At 42.8% G+C, this 18,121-nt stretch carries 17 protein-coding genes; 13 read left to right on the top strand and 4 right to left on the bottom strand.

Features of this window, described 5'->3' with window-relative positions:
- The first annotated feature begins 83 nt into the window (after nt 1-83).
- The 10 genes from JQ841_RS05540 (at nt 84) to tig (ending at nt 9,396) form a co-directional block, all read left to right on the top strand.
- Nucleotides 84-1,025 (top strand): PspC-like choline-binding domain-containing protein, encoded by a 942-nt coding sequence (locus JQ841_RS05540; protein ID WP_203180368.1) that lies wholly within the window; start codon nt 84-86, stop codon nt 1,023-1,025.
- A gap of 122 nt (nt 1,026-1,147) precedes the next feature.
- Entirely contained in the window at nt 1,148-2,026 is an 879-nt protein-coding gene (gene mvk / locus JQ841_RS05545) for a mevalonate kinase (RefSeq protein WP_203180369.1), read from the top strand.
- The gene (gene mvaD, locus JQ841_RS05550) at nt 2,008-2,961 is read left to right on the top strand and encodes a diphosphomevalonate decarboxylase (protein WP_203180370.1); all 954 of its coding nucleotides are present in this window, start codon (nt 2,008-2,010) and stop codon (nt 2,959-2,961) included. The genes mvk and mvaD overlap by 19 nt, the downstream gene beginning before the upstream one ends.
- Nucleotides 2,948-3,955, top strand: coding sequence for a phosphomevalonate kinase (locus JQ841_RS05555; protein WP_203180371.1), 1,008 nt, complete (start codon nt 2,948-2,950; stop codon nt 3,953-3,955). The genes mvaD and JQ841_RS05555 overlap by 14 nt, the downstream gene beginning before the upstream one ends.
- Nucleotides 3,939-4,949, top strand: a complete 1,011-nt coding sequence (gene fni / locus JQ841_RS05560; RefSeq protein WP_203180372.1) for a type 2 isopentenyl-diphosphate Delta-isomerase — start codon at nt 3,939-3,941, stop codon at nt 4,947-4,949. The genes JQ841_RS05555 and fni overlap by 17 nt, the downstream gene beginning before the upstream one ends.
- A gap of 76 nt (nt 4,950-5,025) precedes the next feature.
- A complete protein-coding gene (gene liaF, locus JQ841_RS05565; RefSeq protein WP_203180373.1) occupies nt 5,026-5,724 on the top strand; it encodes a cell wall-active antibiotics response protein LiaF in 699 nt (232 codons plus the stop codon).
- Complete coding sequence (locus tag JQ841_RS05570) at nt 5,721-6,716, top strand: envelope stress sensor histidine kinase LiaS (RefSeq protein WP_203180374.1); 996 nt, start codon at nt 5,721-5,723, stop codon at nt 6,714-6,716. Before liaF ends, JQ841_RS05570 begins: the two co-directional genes overlap by 4 nt.
- Before the next feature lie 13 nt (nt 6,717-6,729).
- Entirely contained in the window at nt 6,730-7,362 is a 633-nt protein-coding gene (locus tag JQ841_RS05575) for a response regulator transcription factor (RefSeq protein WP_033682277.1), read from the top strand.
- Nucleotides 7,363-8,049, top strand: coding sequence for a DNA alkylation repair protein (locus tag JQ841_RS05580; protein ID WP_203180375.1), 687 nt, complete (start codon nt 7,363-7,365; stop codon nt 8,047-8,049). It abuts the gene before it with no gap.
- A gap of 63 nt (nt 8,050-8,112) precedes the next feature.
- Nucleotides 8,113-9,396 carry a trigger factor gene (tig, locus tag JQ841_RS05585; protein ID WP_203180376.1) on the top strand — a complete coding sequence of 428 codons (1,284 nt, stop codon included), beginning with the start codon at nt 8,113-8,115 and terminating at the stop codon, nt 9,394-9,396.
- 47 nt (nt 9,397-9,443) lie between these two features.
- On the opposite strand, the gene recD2 is transcribed toward tig, so the two are convergent.
- The 3 genes from recD2 to rnhC form a co-directional block, all read right to left on the bottom strand.
- A complete protein-coding gene (gene recD2 / locus JQ841_RS05590) occupies nt 9,444-11,810 on the bottom strand; it encodes an SF1B family DNA helicase RecD2 (RefSeq protein ID WP_203180377.1) in 2,367 nt (788 codons plus the stop codon).
- 232 nt (nt 11,811-12,042) lie between these two features.
- A complete protein-coding gene (lepB, locus tag JQ841_RS05595) occupies nt 12,043-12,657 on the bottom strand; it encodes a signal peptidase I (protein WP_001083986.1) in 615 nt (204 codons plus the stop codon).
- A 3-nt stretch (nt 12,658-12,660) separates the two neighbouring features.
- The gene (rnhC, locus tag JQ841_RS05600; RefSeq protein WP_203180378.1) at nt 12,661-13,542 is read right to left on the bottom strand and encodes a ribonuclease HIII; all 882 of its coding nucleotides are present in this window, start codon (nt 13,540-13,542) and stop codon (nt 12,661-12,663) included.
- An 86-nt stretch (nt 13,543-13,628) separates the two neighbouring features.
- Between rnhC and zapA the strand changes: the two genes are divergently transcribed.
- The 3 genes from zapA (at nt 13,629) to JQ841_RS05615 (ending at nt 17,030) form a co-directional block, all read left to right on the top strand.
- Nucleotides 13,629-13,931, top strand: a complete 303-nt coding sequence (gene zapA, locus JQ841_RS05605) for a cell division protein ZapA (RefSeq protein WP_049546761.1) — start codon at nt 13,629-13,631, stop codon at nt 13,929-13,931.
- On the top strand, nt 13,928-14,476 hold the full coding sequence (locus tag JQ841_RS05610; protein ID WP_203180379.1) for a CvpA family protein: 549 nt from the start codon (nt 13,928-13,930) through the stop codon (nt 14,474-14,476). The genes zapA and JQ841_RS05610 overlap by 4 nt, the downstream gene beginning before the upstream one ends.
- Nucleotides 14,477-14,693: 217 nt before the next feature.
- Complete coding sequence (locus tag JQ841_RS05615; RefSeq protein WP_203180380.1) at nt 14,694-17,030, top strand: endonuclease MutS2; 2,337 nt, start codon at nt 14,694-14,696, stop codon at nt 17,028-17,030.
- Between the two features lie 49 nt (nt 17,031-17,079).
- Here JQ841_RS05615 and JQ841_RS05620 read toward each other — a convergent pair whose 3' ends face one another.
- A complete protein-coding gene (locus tag JQ841_RS05620; protein ID WP_203180381.1) occupies nt 17,080-18,009 on the bottom strand; it encodes a helix-turn-helix domain-containing protein in 930 nt (309 codons plus the stop codon).
- Between the last annotated feature and the right edge of the window lie 112 nt (nt 18,010-18,121).

Consider the following 18,121-nt stretch of genomic DNA (forward strand, 5'->3'; position numbering starts at 1 on the left):
TGTAACTGCTTTTTATATGAGTTTTTTTATATATTGACATACGATTTTGCATTTGCTACAATCAGCTATGGAGGATAGGTCTAATGAAAATAATAAAAAAATTGATGCAAATTGCATTAGCAGTCTTTTTCTTCGGTTTGTTAGCAACAAGTGCAGTATTGGCGGATGATGCTGATTTAGAAGGTTGGAAATTTGTCCAAGAAAATGGTAGAACCTACTACAAGAAGGGTGAGATCAAAGAAAAGGCTTGGCGAGTGATTGATGGCAAGACCTATTATTTTGATCATGTATCAGGAGAAATGGTTGTCGGCTGGCAATATATCCCGTTTCCATCTAAAGGTAGTACAATTGGTCCTTACCCAAATGGTTTAAGATTAGAATCTATGCCAATGCCACAATGGTACTACTTTAACCAAGATGGGGTTCTTCAAGAATTTGTTGGCAAGCAAGTTTTAGAGGCAAAAACTGCTACAAACACCAACAAACATCATGGGGAACAATATGAGACCCCAGACGAAAAACGTGTTTATTATTTTGAAGATCAGCGTAGCTATCACACTTTAAAAACTGGTTGGATTTATGACGAGGGGCATTGGTATTATTTACAGAAGGATAGTGGCTTCGATGCTCGTATCGACAGTTTAACGGTTGGGGAGCTAGTGCGTGGTTGGACAAATGATAACTCAACTTGGTACTATCTAGATCCAATAACAGCTACAATGCAAACTGGTTGGAAACAACTTGGCAATAAGTGGTACTACTTCCGTTCATCAGGTGCAATGGCAACTGGCTGGTATCAAGAAGGCTCAACTTGGTATTATTTAGACCAGTCAAATGGTGATCTGAAAATTGGTTGGCAAAACCTTGGTAACAAGTGGTACTATCTCCGTTCATCAGGAGCTATGGCAACAGGCTGGTTCCAGGTCGGTAGTAAATGGTACTACGCTTATAGCTCAGGTGCCTTGGCAGTGAATACCACTGTAGATGGCTATTCTGTCAACTATAATGGCGAATGGGTTCAATAATTAAAAAAGCGATTGTGAATGGAAACAATCGCTTTTTTTATGAAAATATAATAAAATAGATAGGAAAGAATCAATACTTGTGTGAAAAATAAGACGGTCTTTCCGTCTAGTAAAAGGATAACATGACAAAAAAGGTTGGTGTCGGTCAGGCACATAGTAAGATAATTTTAATTGGGGAGCATGCAGTCGTTTACGGTTATCCGGCTATTTCCCTGCCTCTTTTGGAGGTGGAGGTGACTTGTAAGGTAGTTCCTGCAGCGAGTCCTTGGCGTCTCTATGAAGAGGATACCTTGTCCATGGCGGTGTATGCTTCACTGGAGTATTTGGATATCAAAGAATCCTGCATTCGCTGTGAGATTGACTCGGCTATCCCTGAAAAACGGGGAATGGGTTCGTCAGCGGCTATCAGCATAGCGGCCATTCGTGCGGTATTTGACTATTATCAGGCAGAACTGCCTCATGATGTACTAGAAATCTTGGTCAATCGAGCTGAGATGATTGCCCATATGAATCCTAGTGGTTTGGATGCTAAGACCTGTCTCAGTGACCAGCCTATTCGCTTTATTAAGAACGTAGGATTTACAGAGCTTGAGATGGATTTATCCGCCTATTTGGTGATTGCCGATACGGGTGTTTATGGTCATACTCGTGAAGCCATCCAAGTGGTTCAAAGCAAGGGCAAGGATGCCTTACCGTTTTTGCATGCCTTGGGAGAATTGACTCGGCAGGCAGAAGAAGCGATTTCACGAAAAGATGCTGAAGGGCTGGGACAAATCCTTAGTCAAGCGCATTTGCATTTAAAAGAAATTGGTGTTAGTAGTCCTGAGGCAGATTCTTTGGTTGAAACGGCTCTTAAACATGGAGCTCTGGGTGCCAAGATGAGCGGTGGTGGGCTTGGAGGCTGTATCATAGCCTTGGCACCCAATTTGCCACACGCTCAAGAACTAGCAGAAAGATTAGAAGAGAAAGGAGCTGTTCAGACATGGATAGAGAGCCTGTAACAGTACGTTCCTACGCAAATATTGCTATTATCAAATATTGGGGAAAGAAAAAAGAAAAAGAGATGGTGCCTGCTACTAGCAGTATTTCTCTGACTTTGGAAAATATGTACACGGAGACGACTTTGTCATCTCTACCGACGGATGCGACAGCTGATGCCTTTTATATCAATGGTCAGCTACAAAATGAGGCAGAGCATGCTAAGATGAGCAAGATTATTGACCGCTACCGTCCAGTTGGAGAAGGCTTTGTTCGAATTGATACTAAAAATAATATGCCTACCGCAGCGGGCTTGTCATCAAGTTCTAGTGGTTTGTCTGCCTTGGTCAAGGCTTGCAATGCTTATTTCAAGCTTGGATTGGATAGAAGTCAGTTAGCGCAGGAAGCGAAGTTTGCCTCAGGATCTTCCTCTCGGAGTTTTTATGGACCATTAGGTGCCTGGGACAAGGATAGCGGGGAAATTTACCCTGTCGAGACAGACTTGAAACTAGCTATGATTATGTTGGTGCTAGAAGACAAGAAAAAACCAATCTCTAGCCGTGATGGGATGAAACTTTGTGTGGAAACTTCGACGACTTTTGATGACTGGGTGCGTCAGTCTGAGAAGGACTATCAGGATATGCTGCTTTATCTCAAAGAGAATAACTTTGCCAAGGTTGGGGAATTGACTGAGAAAAATGCCCTCGCTATGCATGCTACGACAAAAACAGCATCACCAGCCTTTTCTTATCTGACGGATGCGACTTATGAGACCATGGACTTTGTCCGTCAGCTTCGTGAGCAAGGGGAAGCCTGCTACTTTACCATGGATGCGGGTCCCAATGTCAAGGTCCTCTGTCAGGAGAAAGACTTGGAACACCTCTCAGAACTCTTAGGTCAACGTTATCGCTTGATTGTGTCAAAAACAAAGGATTTGAGTCAAGATGATTGCTGTTAAAACTTGCGGAAAACTCTATTGGGCGGGTGAGTATGCTATTTTAGAGCCAGGACAGTTGGCCTTGATAAAGGCGATACCTATCTATATGAAAGGAGAGATTGCCTTTTCTGATAGCTACCGTATCTATTCAGATCTGTTTGATTTTGCAGCGGATTTGACGCCAAATCCTGCCTACAGTTTGATTCAAGAAACAATTGCTTTGATGAATGATTTCCTCGCTGATCGTGGGCAGACCTTGCGACCTTTTTCCTTGGAAATCCGAGGGAAAATGGAACGAGAAGGGAAAAAGTTTGGTCTAGGCTCTAGTGGTAGTGTCGTTGTCTTGGTGATCAAGGCTCTGCTGGCTCTGTATCATCTTTCAATTGATCAGGATCTCTTATTCAAGCTGGCTAGCGCGGTCTTACTCAAGCGAGGAGACAATGGCTCTATGGGAGACCTTGCCTGTATCGTTGCAGAGGATTTGGTTCTCTACCAGTCTTTTGATCGAAAGAAGATAGCTGCGTGGTTGGAAGAAGAAAACTTGGCGACAGTTTTGGAGCGTGATTGGGGCTTTTCTATCTCACAAGTGCAACCAGCTCTAGAATGTGATTTCCTAGTGGGATGGACCAAGCAAGTGGCTGTATCGAGTCAAATGGTTCAGCAAATCAAGCGAAACATCAATCAGAATTTTTTAACTTCCTCAAAAGCAACGGTGACTGCTTTGGTAGAAGCTTTAGAACAAGGAAAAGCAGAAAAAATTATCGAGCAGCTGGAAACAGTCAGTCAGCTTTTAGAAGGCTTGAGCCCAGATATTTACACACCTTCGCTGAGACAGTTGAAGACAGCTAGCCAAGATTTGCAGGCTGTTGCCAAGAGTAGCGGTGCGGGTGGTGGTGACTGTGGGATTGCCTTGAGTTTTGATGAGCAATCAACTGAAACCTTAAAAAATCGTTGGGCCGATCTGGGGATTGAGCTCTTATACCAAGAAAGGATAGGACATGACGACAAATCGTAAGGACGAGCATATCCGCTATGCCCTTGAGCAGAAAAGTTTCTATAACAGCTTTGATGAGGTGGAGTTGATTCATTCTTCCTTGCCTCTTTACGACCTGGATGAAATCGATCTGTCGACAGAGTTTGCTGGTCGAAAGTGGGACTTTCCTTTTTATATCAATGCTATGACGGGTGGAAGCGATAAGGGAAGAGAAATCAATCAAAAGTTGGCTCAGGTGGCGGAAGCCAGTGGTATTTTATTTGTAACGGGTTCTTATAGTGCAGCCCTCAAAGATCCAGCAGATGCCTCTTTTTCTGTCAAGTCTGATCATCCAAATCTCCTTCTTGGAACCAATATTGGATTGGACAAGCCTGTTGAGTTAGGACTTCAGACTGTAGAAGCGATGAATCCTCTTCTCCTACAAGTGCATGTCAATGTCATGCAGGAATTACTTATGCCCGAGGGAGAAAGAACGTTCAGAAGCTGGCAATCGCATCTGGCAGACTATAGCAAGCAAATTCCTGTTCCTATCGTTTTAAAGGAAGTAGGCTTTGGGATGGATGTAAAGACCATCGAAAGAGCCTATGAACTGGGCGTTCGTACAGTGGACCTATCAGGTCGTGGTGGCACCAGCTTTGCCTATATCGAAAACCGTCGCAGTGGCCAGCGTGACTACCTCAATCAATGGGGCCAGTCCACTATGCAGGCCCTTCTCAATGCCCAAGAATGGAAAGACAAGGTCGAACTCTTGGTCAGTGGAGGTGTTCGCAATCCGCTTGATATGATTAAGTGCTTGGTTTTTGGTGCCAAGGCTGTGGGACTGTCTCGAACAGTTCTGGAATTGGTTGAAAGCTATACAGTTGAAGAAGTGATTGGCATTGTCCAAGGTTGGAAAGCAGATCTACGCTTGATCATGTGTGCTCTTAATTGTGCTACCATAGCAGACCTGCAAAACGTAGACTATCTTCTTTATGGAAAATTAAAAGAAGCAAAAGATCAGATGAAAAAGGCGTAACCACCGCCTTTTTTCCATCTTCAGACCGAGGTGACTTTTTTAAATTGTGATAAAATAGAAGGGAGAGGATGCACCTATGAGAAAATTTAAAATCTTTTTATTTATCGAAGCCTGCCTTTTGACGGGAGCTCTGATTTTGATGGTTTCAGAGCATTTTTCTCGTTTTCTGCTGATACTATTCCTCTTTTTGCTTTTGATTCGCTATTACACTGGTAAAGAGGGAAATAACCTTCTGTTGGTAGTGGCAACTATTCTCTTCTTTTTCATCGTCATGCTCAATCCCTTTGTGATTCTAGCTATTTTTGTTGCGGTTATATACAGTCTCTTTCTTCTTTATCCGATGATGAATCAGGAAAAAGAGCAGACTAATTTGGTTTTTGAAGAGGTGGTGACGGTTAAGAAGGAGAAAAATCGTTGGTTTGGTAATCTCCATCATTTTTCAAGTTACCAGACTTGTCAGTTTGATGATATTAATCTCTTTCGTCTTATGGGCAAGGACACCATTCATCTGGAGAGGGTGATTCTAACCAATCATGATAATGTTATTATCCTTAGAAAGATTATAGGAACGACCAAAATCATTGTGCCTGTGGATGTGGAAGTCAATCTTAGTGTTAACTGTCTCTATGGGGATTTGACTTTTTTCAATCAGCCCAAGCGTTCTCTCCGCAATGAACACTATCATCAAGAAACGAGAGATTATCTCAAGAGTAATAAGAGTGTCAAGATTCTCTTGACCACTATGATTGGCGATGTGGAGGTGGTCAGAGGATGAAAAAACAAGTTTATGTAATCATTGCCATTACCTCCTTACTCTTTGTCTTATTTCTCTCCCACAGTTTGTTGGAAATCCTTGATTTTGACTGGTCAATTTTCTTGCATGATGTTGAAAAAACAGAAAAATTTGTCTTTTTGTTGTTGGCGTTCAGCTTGTCCATGACCTGTCTTTTAGCCCTGTTTTGGCGAGGTGTGGAAGAACTTTCTCTAAGAAAAATGCAGGTCAATCTCAAGCGACTACTAGCAGGAAAAGAGGTGGTTGCCTTTGCAGATCCAGACTTGGATGTCAGCTTCAAGTCCTTGTCTGGCAAGCTCAACCTCTTGACAGAAGCTGTTCAAAAGGCTGAAAATCAAAGCCTAGTTAAGGAAGAAGCAATCATCGAGAAAGAACGGAAGCGGATAGCACGCGACCTGCACGATACAGTTAGTCAGGAGTTGTTTGCGGCCCATATGATTTTATCAGGTGTCAGTCAGCAGGCTTTGAAGCTGGATAGAGAAAAGATGCAGACCCAGTTGCAAAGTGTTGCAGCCATCCTAGAAACAGCCCAGAAAGATTTGCGGGTCTTGCTCCTACATTTGCGACCTGTAGAGTTGGAAGAAAAGAGTTTGGTTGAGGGGATTCAAATCCTCTTAAAAGAGCTTGAGGACAAGAGTGATCTCAAGGTAAGCCTCAAGCAAAATGTGTCTAAATTGCCTAAGAAGATTGAAGAACATATCTTCCGCATTTTGCAGGAGTTGATCAGCAATACCCTTCGCCATGCCCAGGCATCTTGTCTAGATGTCTACCTCTATCAGACAGATGTTGAATTGCAGCTGAAGGTGGTGGACAATGGGATTGGTTTCCAGTTGGGGAGTTTAGATGACTTGAGTTATGGACTGCGAAATATCAAGGAACGGGTCGAAGATATGGCAGGGACGGTTCAGTTATTAACAGCTCCCAAGCAAGGGCTGGCAGTTGATATCCGTATTCCCTTGCTCGATAAGGAATGATAAAGGAGTAAGTATGAAAATTTTACTAGTGGACGATCATGAAATGGTCCGATTGGGCTTGAAAAGCTACTTTGACCTCCAAGACGATGTAGAAGTTGTGGGCGAGGCGGCAAATGGGTCTCAAGGTATTGACTTGGCCTTGGAATTACGTCCAGATGTTATTGTCATGGATATTGTTATGCCTGAGATGAATGGGATTGATGCGACCTTGGCCATCCTCAAAGAATGGCCTGAAGCCAAGATATTAATTGTCACATCTTACTTGGACAATGAAAAAATCATGCCCGTCTTGAATGCAGGTGCTAGGGGTTATATGCTCAAGACTTCTAGTGCAGATGAATTGCTCCATGCTGTCCGCAAGGTAGCGGCTGGGGAGCTGGCTATTGAGCAAGAGGTCAGCAAGAAGGTCGAATACCACCGCAATCATATAGAACTACATGAGGACTTGACTGCGCGTGAGCGAGATGTTCTCCAACTCATCGCCAAGGGCTACGAAAATCAGCGCATAGCTGATGAACTTTTTATCTCTCTCAAGACGGTCAAAACCCATGTGTCTAACATTCTTGCCAAACTTGAGGTTAGCGACCGCACCCAGGCGGCAGTCTATGCCTTTCAGCACCACTTGGTGGGGCATGAGGAGTTTTAGATGAGTCTAACAGATTTACTTGAGGAGCTAGAAGCAGCAAAAGATCCTAAAAAAGCGGGGCCCATGGAGGCCTATATGCGCCATCAATTTTCCTTCCTAGGTATTGCAGCGCCTGAAAGAAATGCACTCTATAAAAAATACTTTCCAGAAGCGAAAAAAACAAAGATTATCGATTGGGATTTTGTAGATACTTGCTGGGAAAAAGAGTCTAGAGAATACCAGTATGTGGCTGCCAATTATTTGAAAGCCATGCAGTCTTATCTAAAGGACAGCGATTTGACTAAGCTAGAGCAGTTGATTGTTACCAAGTCTTGGTGGGATACGGTGGATATCCTAGATCGCGTAGTAGGGAGTTTGGTATACAATAAGCCGGAACTGGAAAAAATAATCCTCCAATGGAGCTTGTCAGACAATATCTGGCTGAGACGAGTCGCTATTGACCACCAGTTGTTAAGAAAAGAGAAGACCAATGTTCAATTAATGGAAAAGATTCTGCTTCATAATTTGAATCAAACAGAATTCTTTATCAATAAAGCCGTTGGATGGGCTCTGCGAGACTACTCCAAAACGAATCCAGCTTGGGTAGAAACTTTCATTGAGAAAAACAAGGAAAGAATGGCTGAACTTAGTATCAAAGAAGCGAGTAAGTACCTCCCCCTATCATTGAAAAGCGCATTCATTACTTGAAAAAAGTCGCTCGTTTATGTTATAATAGACTGTATTTAAAAAATTTTAAGGAGAAATGACAGAATGTCTGTATCATTTGAAAACAAAGAAACAAACCGTGGTGTCTTGACTTTCACTATCTCTCAAGACCAAATCAAACCAGAATTGGACCGTGTCTTCAACTCAGTGAAGAAATCTCTTAATGTTCCAGGTTTCCGTAAAGGTCACCTTCCACGTCCTATCTTCGACAAAAAATTTGGTGAAGAGTCACTTTACCAAGACGTTATGAATGCTCTTTTACCAAACGCTTATGAAGTAGCTGTAAAAGAAGCTGGTCTTGAAGTGGTTGCTCAACCAAAAATTGACGTAACTTCAATGGAAAAAGGTCAAGACTGGGTTATCACTGCTGAAGTCGTTACAAAACCTGAAGTAAAATTGGGTGACTACAAAAACCTTGAAGTATCAGTTGATCTAGAAAAAGAAGTAACTGATGCTGACGTTGAAGAGCGTATCGAACGCGAACGCAACAACTTGGCTGAATTGGTTATCAAAGAAGCTGCTGCTGAAAACGGCGACACTGTTGTCATCGACTTTGTTGGTTCTATCGACGGTGTTGAATTTGACGGTGGAAAAGGTGAAAACTTCTCACTTGGACTTGGTTCAGGTCAATTCATCCCTGGTTTCGAAGACCAATTGGTTGGTCACTCAGCTGGCGAAACTGTTGATGTTATCGTAACATTCCCAGAAGACTACCAAGCAGAAGACCTTGCAGGTAAAGAAGCTAAATTCGTAACAACTATCCACGAAGTAAAAGCTAAAGAAGTTCCAGCTCTTGACGATGAGCTTGCAAAAGACATCGACGAAGAAGTTGAAACACTTGCTGAATTGAAAGAAAAATACCGCAAGGAATTGGCTACTGCTAAAGAAGAAGCATACAAAGATGCAGTTGAAGGTGCAGCAATTGATAAAGCTGTAGAAAATGCTGAAATCGTAGAACTTCCAGAAGAAATGATCCACGAAGAAGTTCACCGTTCAGTAAATGAATTCCTTGGAAACTTGCAACGTCAAGGTATCAACCCTGATATGTACTTCCAAATCACTGGAACTACTCAAGAAGACCTTCACAACCAATACCAAGCAGAAGCTGAGTCACGTACTAAGACTAACCTTGTTATCGAAGCAGTTGCTAAAGCTGAAGGTTTTGACGCTTCAGAAGAAGAAATCCAAAAAGAAATCGAGCAATTGGCAACAGACTACAACATGGAAGTTGCTCAAGTACAAAGCTTGCTTTCAGCTGATATGTTGAAACACGATATCACAATCAAAAAAGCTGTTGAATTGATTACAAGCACTGCAACAGTAAAATAATCTTAATAGACAAAAAGCCCACCTGCCTAGGTGGGTTTTCTGATATACTATTTTCCAAAAATCTCTTTAAGGTCTGCTTCTGTAATCCCAATCATGGCTGGGATGCTGTCCCAGTTTTCTTCGGTTAAGATGTAGGATTGTTCAGAGTCAGTTAATGTGGCAGTTTCAGAGACAGCAGATTTATTATCTTCGACATTTTCCAATAGATCACTGAAACGTTCAATCAGATAGGTTTTTCGGGCAGTTCCGATGTGCTGGGTAGCATAGTCGAAGGCCTGTAATTCGCCTAGTAAGATAAGCTTGCTTTTGGCGCGTGTAATGGCTGTGTAGATGAGATTACGCTCCAGCATACGTCGGCTTGCACTGGTAATGGGTAGGATGACAACCGGGAACTCACTTCCCTGAGACTTATGGATACTCATGGCATAGGCCAGGCGAATCTTGTACCATTCGTTACGTGGGTAAGAGACTTCATTACCATCAAAATCAATCACAATTTCGTCCTGTTTTGACTCGGTATATTTACCGGGAATCAGGTCTGTGATAGCTCCCAAATCCCCATTAAAGACATTGATTTCAGCATCATTGACCAAGTGAATGACCTTGTCTCCCTTGCGATAGTGGCACTGGGGAGCTTCAAAACTGAGTTGGTCTTTTTGTGGTGGATTGAGCAGGTCTTGCATGAGCTGATTGATAGCATCAATCCCTGCAGTCCCTCGGTACATGGGAGCCAGAACCTGAATATCACGAGCAGGGATACCACTTCTGAGGGCGGCGCCTAAGATCTTTTCAATGGTAGCAGGAATATGGCCACTAGCAATTTCAAAGTAGGAACGGTCTGCTTTTTTCTGGGTGAAATCAGCTGGCAAGATGCCCTGTCGAATTTGACTAGCTAGGGTAACGATGGTTGATTCTTCGCTTTGCCGATAAATTTTTTCCAAGCGAGTCTGAGGAATCAAGGGAATATGAAGGAGATCAGCTAGAACCTGTCCAGGACTGACAGACGGTAGCTGGTCACTGTCACCAACGATAAGGATTTTACTGTTAGAAGAGATGTTGGAGAAGAGTTGATTGGCCAGCCAAGTATCCACCATAGAAAATTCATCCACGATGATAAAGTCGGCATCCAGATAATCTTCCAGATGACTGGTATCATCATCACCTGTCATTCCTAAATGACGGTGTATAGTAGCGCTAGGCAAACCTGTCAATTCATTCATGCGGCGAGCTGCTCGTCCAGTTGGAGCAGCAAGAAGAATGGGCAGGTTGCTTTTTTTCCTGAGGTCAAGTCCTTCTAAAAGAGCATAAACAGCGATGATCCCATTGATAACAGTTGTCTTACCAGTACCAGGTCCACCTGTCAGAATAAAGACCTTGTTCTGGATAGCGTCGCAGATCGCCTGTTTTTGAATGCTATCATACTCAATCCCCAGTTCTTCCTCGACAGTAGCGATATATTTTTGAATGGTTTCTAAATCCTGGCTCTTCTGTTTTCCTTTTTCAAGGATACGAACCAAGTGACTACGGATCCCTTCCTCCGCGAAAAAGAGGCTATTATCAAAGATTTTGGTATCAATTTGCTGAACCTTGTCTTCTTCGATCAGGTAGGAGAGCTCTTGAGCCACTTGGCTGGGATCCAGTTCCACAGGACGGGAAGACTCAAGGAGAGTAAGGGTTTGCTCTAGCAAATCCCGTGCTTCAACATAGGTATCCCCTGTTTCCATACAGGCCTGAAAAAGACTGTGAACTAGACCAGCACGGAAGCGTTCAGGAGCCTGACTTTCGATGCCTAGTTCCTCCGCTAGTTGGTCAGCGATGGTAAATCCCAAGCCCTTGATATCCTCAACCAGTTGGTAGGGATAATTTTCAACCACATCAAGGGTTTCTTCCTTGTAAAAGTCTTGAATCTGAAAGGCTAGTTTATTGGGGATGCCGTAGTTGGCTAGTTTTGCCAAGACCATTTCTGTCCCATAGTTGAGACGAAGAGTGGAGACGAAAGCCTCGCGATTTTTTGCAGAGAGTCCTGCAATGCCTTCTAGCTTTTCTGGGTGTTGCAGAATTTCGTCAATGGTATTGTCGCCATAGGTATCCACGATTTTCTGAGCAGTCTTGAGACCAATCCCCTTGAAATGGCTACTGGAGAAGTATTTAACCAGACCCTTGCTAGTTGGTTTTGCGCGTTCATACCGGCTGATTTGCAGCTGTTCCCCGTACTTGGAGTGCTGGACAATTTGCCCCCAAAAAGTGTAGTCTTCGCCCTCAATTACGTCAGCCATGGTACCCGTGACAATGATTTCAAAATCATCAAAATCTTCTGCGTCTGTATCTTCGATTTCTAGGAGGAGGATGCGATAAAAATTGCTGGGATTTTCAAAAATAATCCGTTCAATGGTTCCTGAAAAATAAACTTCCATAAGATTCCTTTGCATAAATAGGTGAGAGTTAATACTCTTCGAAAATCTCTTCAAACCACGTCAGTTTCGCCTTGCCGTACTCAAGTACAGCCTGCGGCTAGCTTCCTAGTTTGCTCTTTGATTTTCATTGAGTATAAATTTGTTTCTATCCTAGTTAGACTAGGAGTGAACAATCATCTTCTCATGATAGAAGAAGAGGCTGAGATTGTTGATTCTCGGCCTCTTCGATTTCTTAAAATGTTCCGATACGGGTGATTGGCCAGAAGCGGAATTTAGCTTCCCCTGTGATATCTTTTGCTTTGAAGGTACCTACGTGGCGGCTGTCGCTCGAAACCAAGCGGTCATCTCCGAGGAGAAGGTATTCTCCTTCTGGAACAGTAAAGCTGAAGTTGGTGTTGTAATTGACATCAACTGTGAAGGCTTGAGCTTTTTGAGCGATACTTCTAAAGAAAGTTCCTTTATTTCCTTCAAATCCCTTGCCTGAGTAGGTGCTTTGGAGTTTGTCGTCCTTAAAGCGTTTGATATAGTCTGCTAGGTAAGGCTCGTCTGTCTCTTTGTCATTAATATAAAGTTTATCATTTTCGTAACGGATGGTGTCGCCAGGCATTCCGATGACACGTTTGACGATGTCCTTATTGCCATCTTCCTCATGGGCAACCACGATATCAAAACGGTCAATAGGAAGGTGTTTGACAACAAAGAGGATTTCACCATCCGCTAGGGTTGGATCCATGGAATGTCCTTCTACGCGGACGTTACTCCAAAAAAAGATACGGCTTAAAGCTAGTAATGACAGAATCAGGAGGAACAATCCCCACTCTTTTAAGAAATTTTTAAATGAATTCATAACTTACCTTTCTAAGCGTTTTTTCGCTTTTTCAGTATTTTTAAAGTGCAGTTTGGCGCAGAAGTTGAGTCCCTGCATACCATAGGTCTGCAAAATCTGGCTAGCTACTTTATCAGAAGCCGTTCCAGCTCCACTTGGAAGCTGATAGCCCAGTTCTCGTCCTAGATTTTCAAGATTTTCCAGAAAGAGATCACGTGCAATGATAGAAGAAACTGCGACAGCCAAGTATTTGCCCTCAGCCTTTTCTTCTAAGCTGATAGGATTGCTGAAACGATTGGCCTCTTGTGCCAAGTACTTGTCATAATTTTTAGCACTGGTAAAGGCATCAATCACAATTTTCTCAGGCTGAAGACCTTTTTGAAGGAGGAGATAGATAGCCTGATTATGGAGGGCAACCTTAACCGAAACCGCATTGTAGCGGTCTCCGATGACCTCGTTGTACTTGCTTGGTGAGAGAAGCAGTGCCTGGTGCTGGATTTTTTCCTTGAGGATAGGAGCAATCTGACGGATTTTTTGGTCGGTCAGAGTCTTGGAATCCCCCACACCGAGTTTTCGCAAGAAGTCATGCTGGTCCGGTGTGACAAAGGAAGCCACAACTGCAAGTCCACCAAAGTAGGAACCATTTCCAACCTCATCTGTCCCAATCAAAGGGAAATTTTGTCCGCTTGTTTGCTCTAGAACTTGATAGCCAAAGAAACGAGCGTATTTCTCAGCCCCTTCACCCTGAAGTAAGACCTTTCCAGAAGTATAGATAGAAGCCGTTGCCTGAGGCAATCTCAAAAAGTAGCGGATATAGGGGTTCTTACTGGGAGTCAGACTGATTTGATAGTGTTCAAGGAAAGCCTGAATCTCCTTTTCGCTTGGTGTGAGTGTTATACTTGCCATAGTTTCTATTGTACCACAAAAGCAGGCAAATTTGTAAAAACTGACAAAATTAGCGAATTTTGGTATAATATCGTGAGGTGAATTTTATGGCAAATCTAAATCGATTCAAATTTACATTCGGGGAAAAATCATTAACCTTGACAAGCGAGCATGATAACCTTTTTATGGAGGAGATTGCCAAGGTTGCGACAGAAAAATACCAAGCAATTAAAGAACAAATGCCTAGTGCAGATGATGAAACAATCGCTCTTTTGTTGGCGGTCAACTGTTTATCAACTCAGCTCAGCCGTGAGATTGAATTTGATGATAAGGAGCAAGAGTTAGAAGAACTCCGTCACAAGCTTGTGACTTGCAAGCAAGAACAGAGCAAGATTGAGGATTCCTTATGATTTCACTCCTTCTTCTATTGGTCTTGGCTTGGGGATTTTATATCGGCTATCGGAGAGGCCTGCTCTTACAGCTTTATTACCTGATTTCAGCTATGGCATCTGCTTTTGTGGCTGGCCAGTTTTATAAGGGGCTTGGAGAACAATTTCATTTGTTGGTCCCTTATGCAAATCCGCAGGAAGGTCAGGGGACTTTCTTTTTCCCATCAGATCAACTCTTTCAGTTGGATAAGGTCTTTTATGCAGGGATCGGCTACTTGCTTGTATTTGGGGTTGTCTATAGCATCGGTCGTTTGCTTGGTCTCCTCTTACACTTGATTCCTAGTAAAAAACTGGGTGGTAAGTTGTTCCAAGTTTCAGCAGGTATCTTGTCCATGTTGGTGACCTTATTTGTCTTGCAAATGGCCTTGACAATCTTGGCGACCATCCCCATGGCAGCTATACAAAATCCTCTTGAAAAGAGTATCGTCGCAAAACACATCATCCAGAGCATACCGGTAACAACTAGTTGGCTCAAACAAATCTGGGTGACAAATTTAATCGGATAAAAAGGGCAGGAGTTTTCCTAGCCCTTTGTTTACAGATTTGACTCGAATCTATCAGAATGTAAAAAGCTAATACTCTTCGAAAATCTCTTCAAACCACGTCAGCTTCCATCTGCAACCTCAAAACACTGTTTTAGCAACCTGCGGCTAGCTTACTAGTTTGCTCTTTGATTTTTATTGAGTATCATACACCTAGACATTCAAAGACAAGGAAATAAAGATGAATAAGAAAATATTAGAAACATTAGAGTTCAATAAGGTCAAGGCTTTGTTTGAACCCCATTTATTGACCGAGCAGGGCTTGGAGCAATTGAGACAGCTGGCTCCGACTGCCAAAGCGGATAAAATAAAACAGGCTTTTGCTGAGATGAAGGAAATGCAGGCTCTTTTCGTCGAGCAACCGCATTTTACTATTCTTGCAACCAAGGAAATCGCAGGAGTTTGCAAGCGGTTGGAGATGGGGGCGGACCTCAATATCGAGGAGTTCCTACTCTTGAAGCGCGTGCTTCTTGCCAGCCGAGAACTGCAAAGTTTTTATGCCAATCTGGAAAATGTCAGCTTGGAAGAATTAGCCCTTTGGTTTGAGAAATTACATGATTTTCCGCAATTACAAGGAAATCTCCAAGCCTTTAATGATGCAGGTTTCATTGAAAATTTTGCCAGTGAAGAATTGGCGCGAATTCGTCGAAAAATCCATGATAGCGAGAGTCAGGTCCGCGATGTCTTGCAAGATTTGCTTAAGCAAAAAGGGCAGATGTTGACAGAAGGGATTGTTGCTAGCAGGAATGGCCGTCAGGTTTTACCAGTCAAAAACACCTACCGTAATAAGATTGCAGGTGTCGTCCATGATATTTCTGCCAGTGGAAACACCGTTTATATCGAACCCCGTGAGGTGGTCAAACTGAGCGAAGAAATTGCTAGTTTGCGAGCAGATGAGCGCTATGAAATGCTTCGCATTCTCCAAGAAATTTCTGAACGTGTCCGCCCTCATGCGGCTGAGATTGCCAATGATGCTTGGATTATCGGCCATCTGGACTTGATTCGTGCCAAGGTCCGCTTTATCCAAGAAAGGCAAGCAGTCGTTCCTCAGCTGTCAGAAAATCAAGAGATTCAACTGCTTCATGTCTGCCATCCATTGGTCAAAAATGCCGTTGCAAATGATGTCCATTTTGGTCAAGATTTAACAGCGATTGTTATTACAGGTCCCAATACAGGTGGGAAGACCATCATGCTCAAAACTCTAGGCTTGACACAGGTTATGGCTCAGTCAGGTTTGCCGATTTTAGCAGATAAGGGAAGTCGTGTTGGTATTTTTGAAGAAATTTTTGCTGATATTGGCGATGAGCAATCTATTGAGCAGAGCTTGTCTACCTTCTCTAGCCACATGACCAATATTGTGGATATTCTTGGCAAGGTCAATCAACATTCACTCTTACTCTTGGATGAGTTGGGGGCTGGTACAGATCCCCAAGAGGGAGCCGCCCTTGCCATGGCTATTCTGGAGGACCTTCGCCTGCGTCAAGTCAAGACTATGGCGACGACCCACTATCCAGAACTCAAGGCCTACGGTATTGAGACAGCCTTTGTGCAAAATGCCAGCATGGAGTTTGATACTGCAACTCTACGCCCGACCTATCGCTTTATGCAGGGAGTTCCTGGTCGAAGCAATGCCTTTGAGATTGCCAAACGTCTAGGCCTATCTGAAGTTATCGTAGGGGATGCCAGCCAGCAGGTTGATCAGGACAATGATGTCAACCGGATTATTGAGCAACTGGAAGAGCAGACGCTAGAGAGTCGCAAACGCTTGGACAATATCCGTGAGGTGGAGCAAGAAAATCTCAAGATGAACCGTGCTCTCAAAAAACTTTACAACGAGCTCAATCGTGAAAAGGAAACCGAGCTTAATAAGGCGCGTGAACAGGCTGCTGAGATTGTGGACATGGCCCTAAGTGAGAGTGACCAGATTCTTAAAAATCTCCACAGTAAATCTCAACTCAAGCCCCATGAAATTATTGAAGCCAAGGCCAAGTTGAAAAAATTGGCTCCTGAAAAAGTAGACTTGTCCAAAAACAAGGTCCTTCAAAAGGCCAAGAAAAAACGAGCTCCAAAGGTGGGAGATGATATCGTGGTGCTCAGTTATGGCCAGCGTGGTACCTTGACCAGTCAACTCAAGGATGGCCGCTGGGAAGCCCAAGTTGGCTTGATTAAGATGACCTTGGAAGAGAAAGAGTTTGACCTTGTTCAAGCCCAGCAAGAAAAGCAAGTCAAGAAGAAACAGGTCAATGTCGTGAAACGAACTTCTGGTCGTGGCCCACAAGCCAGACTGGACCTTCGAGGTAAACGCTATGAAGAGGCCATGAATGAGCTAGATGCCTTTATCGACCAAGCCCTGCTTAATAATATGGCTCAAGTTGACATCATCCATGGTATTGGAACAGGTGTTATACGTGAAGGTGTCACCAAATATCTACAAAGAAACAAACATGTCAAGAGTTTCGGCTATGCCCCACAAAATGCTGGAGGCAGTGGTGCGACTATTGTGACATTTAAAGGATAAGAAAAGCCTGAGGAAATATGTGGTTCCTCAAGCTTTTTTGATTTCTAGATTAGATATCTAAAGGTTGTCCAGTGTGATTGAGCTGTGTGACAGTGACAAAGAAATCCTCTCTCATTCGAGTCAGAAGTTGATTTGGATAGATTTTTTCAAAGTTATCAAGACTAGCAAAGATATGTTTAGCAAGCTCTAGACCTCTGACATCGTCTTGTCTGAGAAAATTATTAGCACGTTCCATGGAAATGCTAATCATCTCTGTCATCTTGGTACTCAGTAGAGGGAAAGTATTAATCACTTCCAGGGTCTTCAAGGCTAGATTTTCAGCTTTATCATAGTAGCCATTAACAGAGTAATGCTTGATAGCAGTTCTTAAGCAGGCAATATAGTAGTCAGAAGTACGGATTGAATGGTATTCAGTCTGTTTTTTTAGAGTATCTAATAAGTGGTAGAGCCTGTAGTCTAAAAATTCGATTGAAAAGTGAGGCAGGATAGATGAAAAGATATTCACCTCAATTTTATTCCAATCGTCCAATTCACTGAGATAGTTCTTGATATATTCTAGTTCTTGATAATCTTTTGGAGTTAGAAAAGAATCGCCGATGATGTTTGCGATAGCAAATTTATTGACTACACGATTGGCAATCACATAGTGTTCAGCGATTCCAGGATTTTCCAAGGGCTGATTAATCAAGCTAATGATCTTTTTAAATTCACGCTTATAGGCCAAATCAGCAACTTGAGCCTGTAATTTATGAAATTCAGTTGGAAACATCTGTGTTTTGAGACTATCAAAGGTCTCTTTATCAATTCCAATATTAGAAAGAATCTCTTCAAATTTTTGAATAGTTATCCGAGATTTCCCTTGCTCAAACTGACGTAAAAAGTGAGGAGTCACTGTAGTTCCAGCAGCTTCCTTCTGGGTAAACCCTCTTTCCTCACGAATAGCTTTATAGACTAATCCATACACACTTTCATCTTGCATCCTAAATCTCCTCAAGTTCTTTTTTCTATTCTATCATAATTCTATCAGTATTTAAGGTAATTTTTAGAAAAAAGTAATTATAGTTACGCTTTTTCGGGGGGGGGGGGGGGGG

The organism is Streptococcus mitis (genome assembly GCF_905187535.1).
GTDB classification, from domain to species: Bacteria; Bacillota; Bacilli; order Lactobacillales; family Streptococcaceae; genus Streptococcus; species Streptococcus mitis_BS.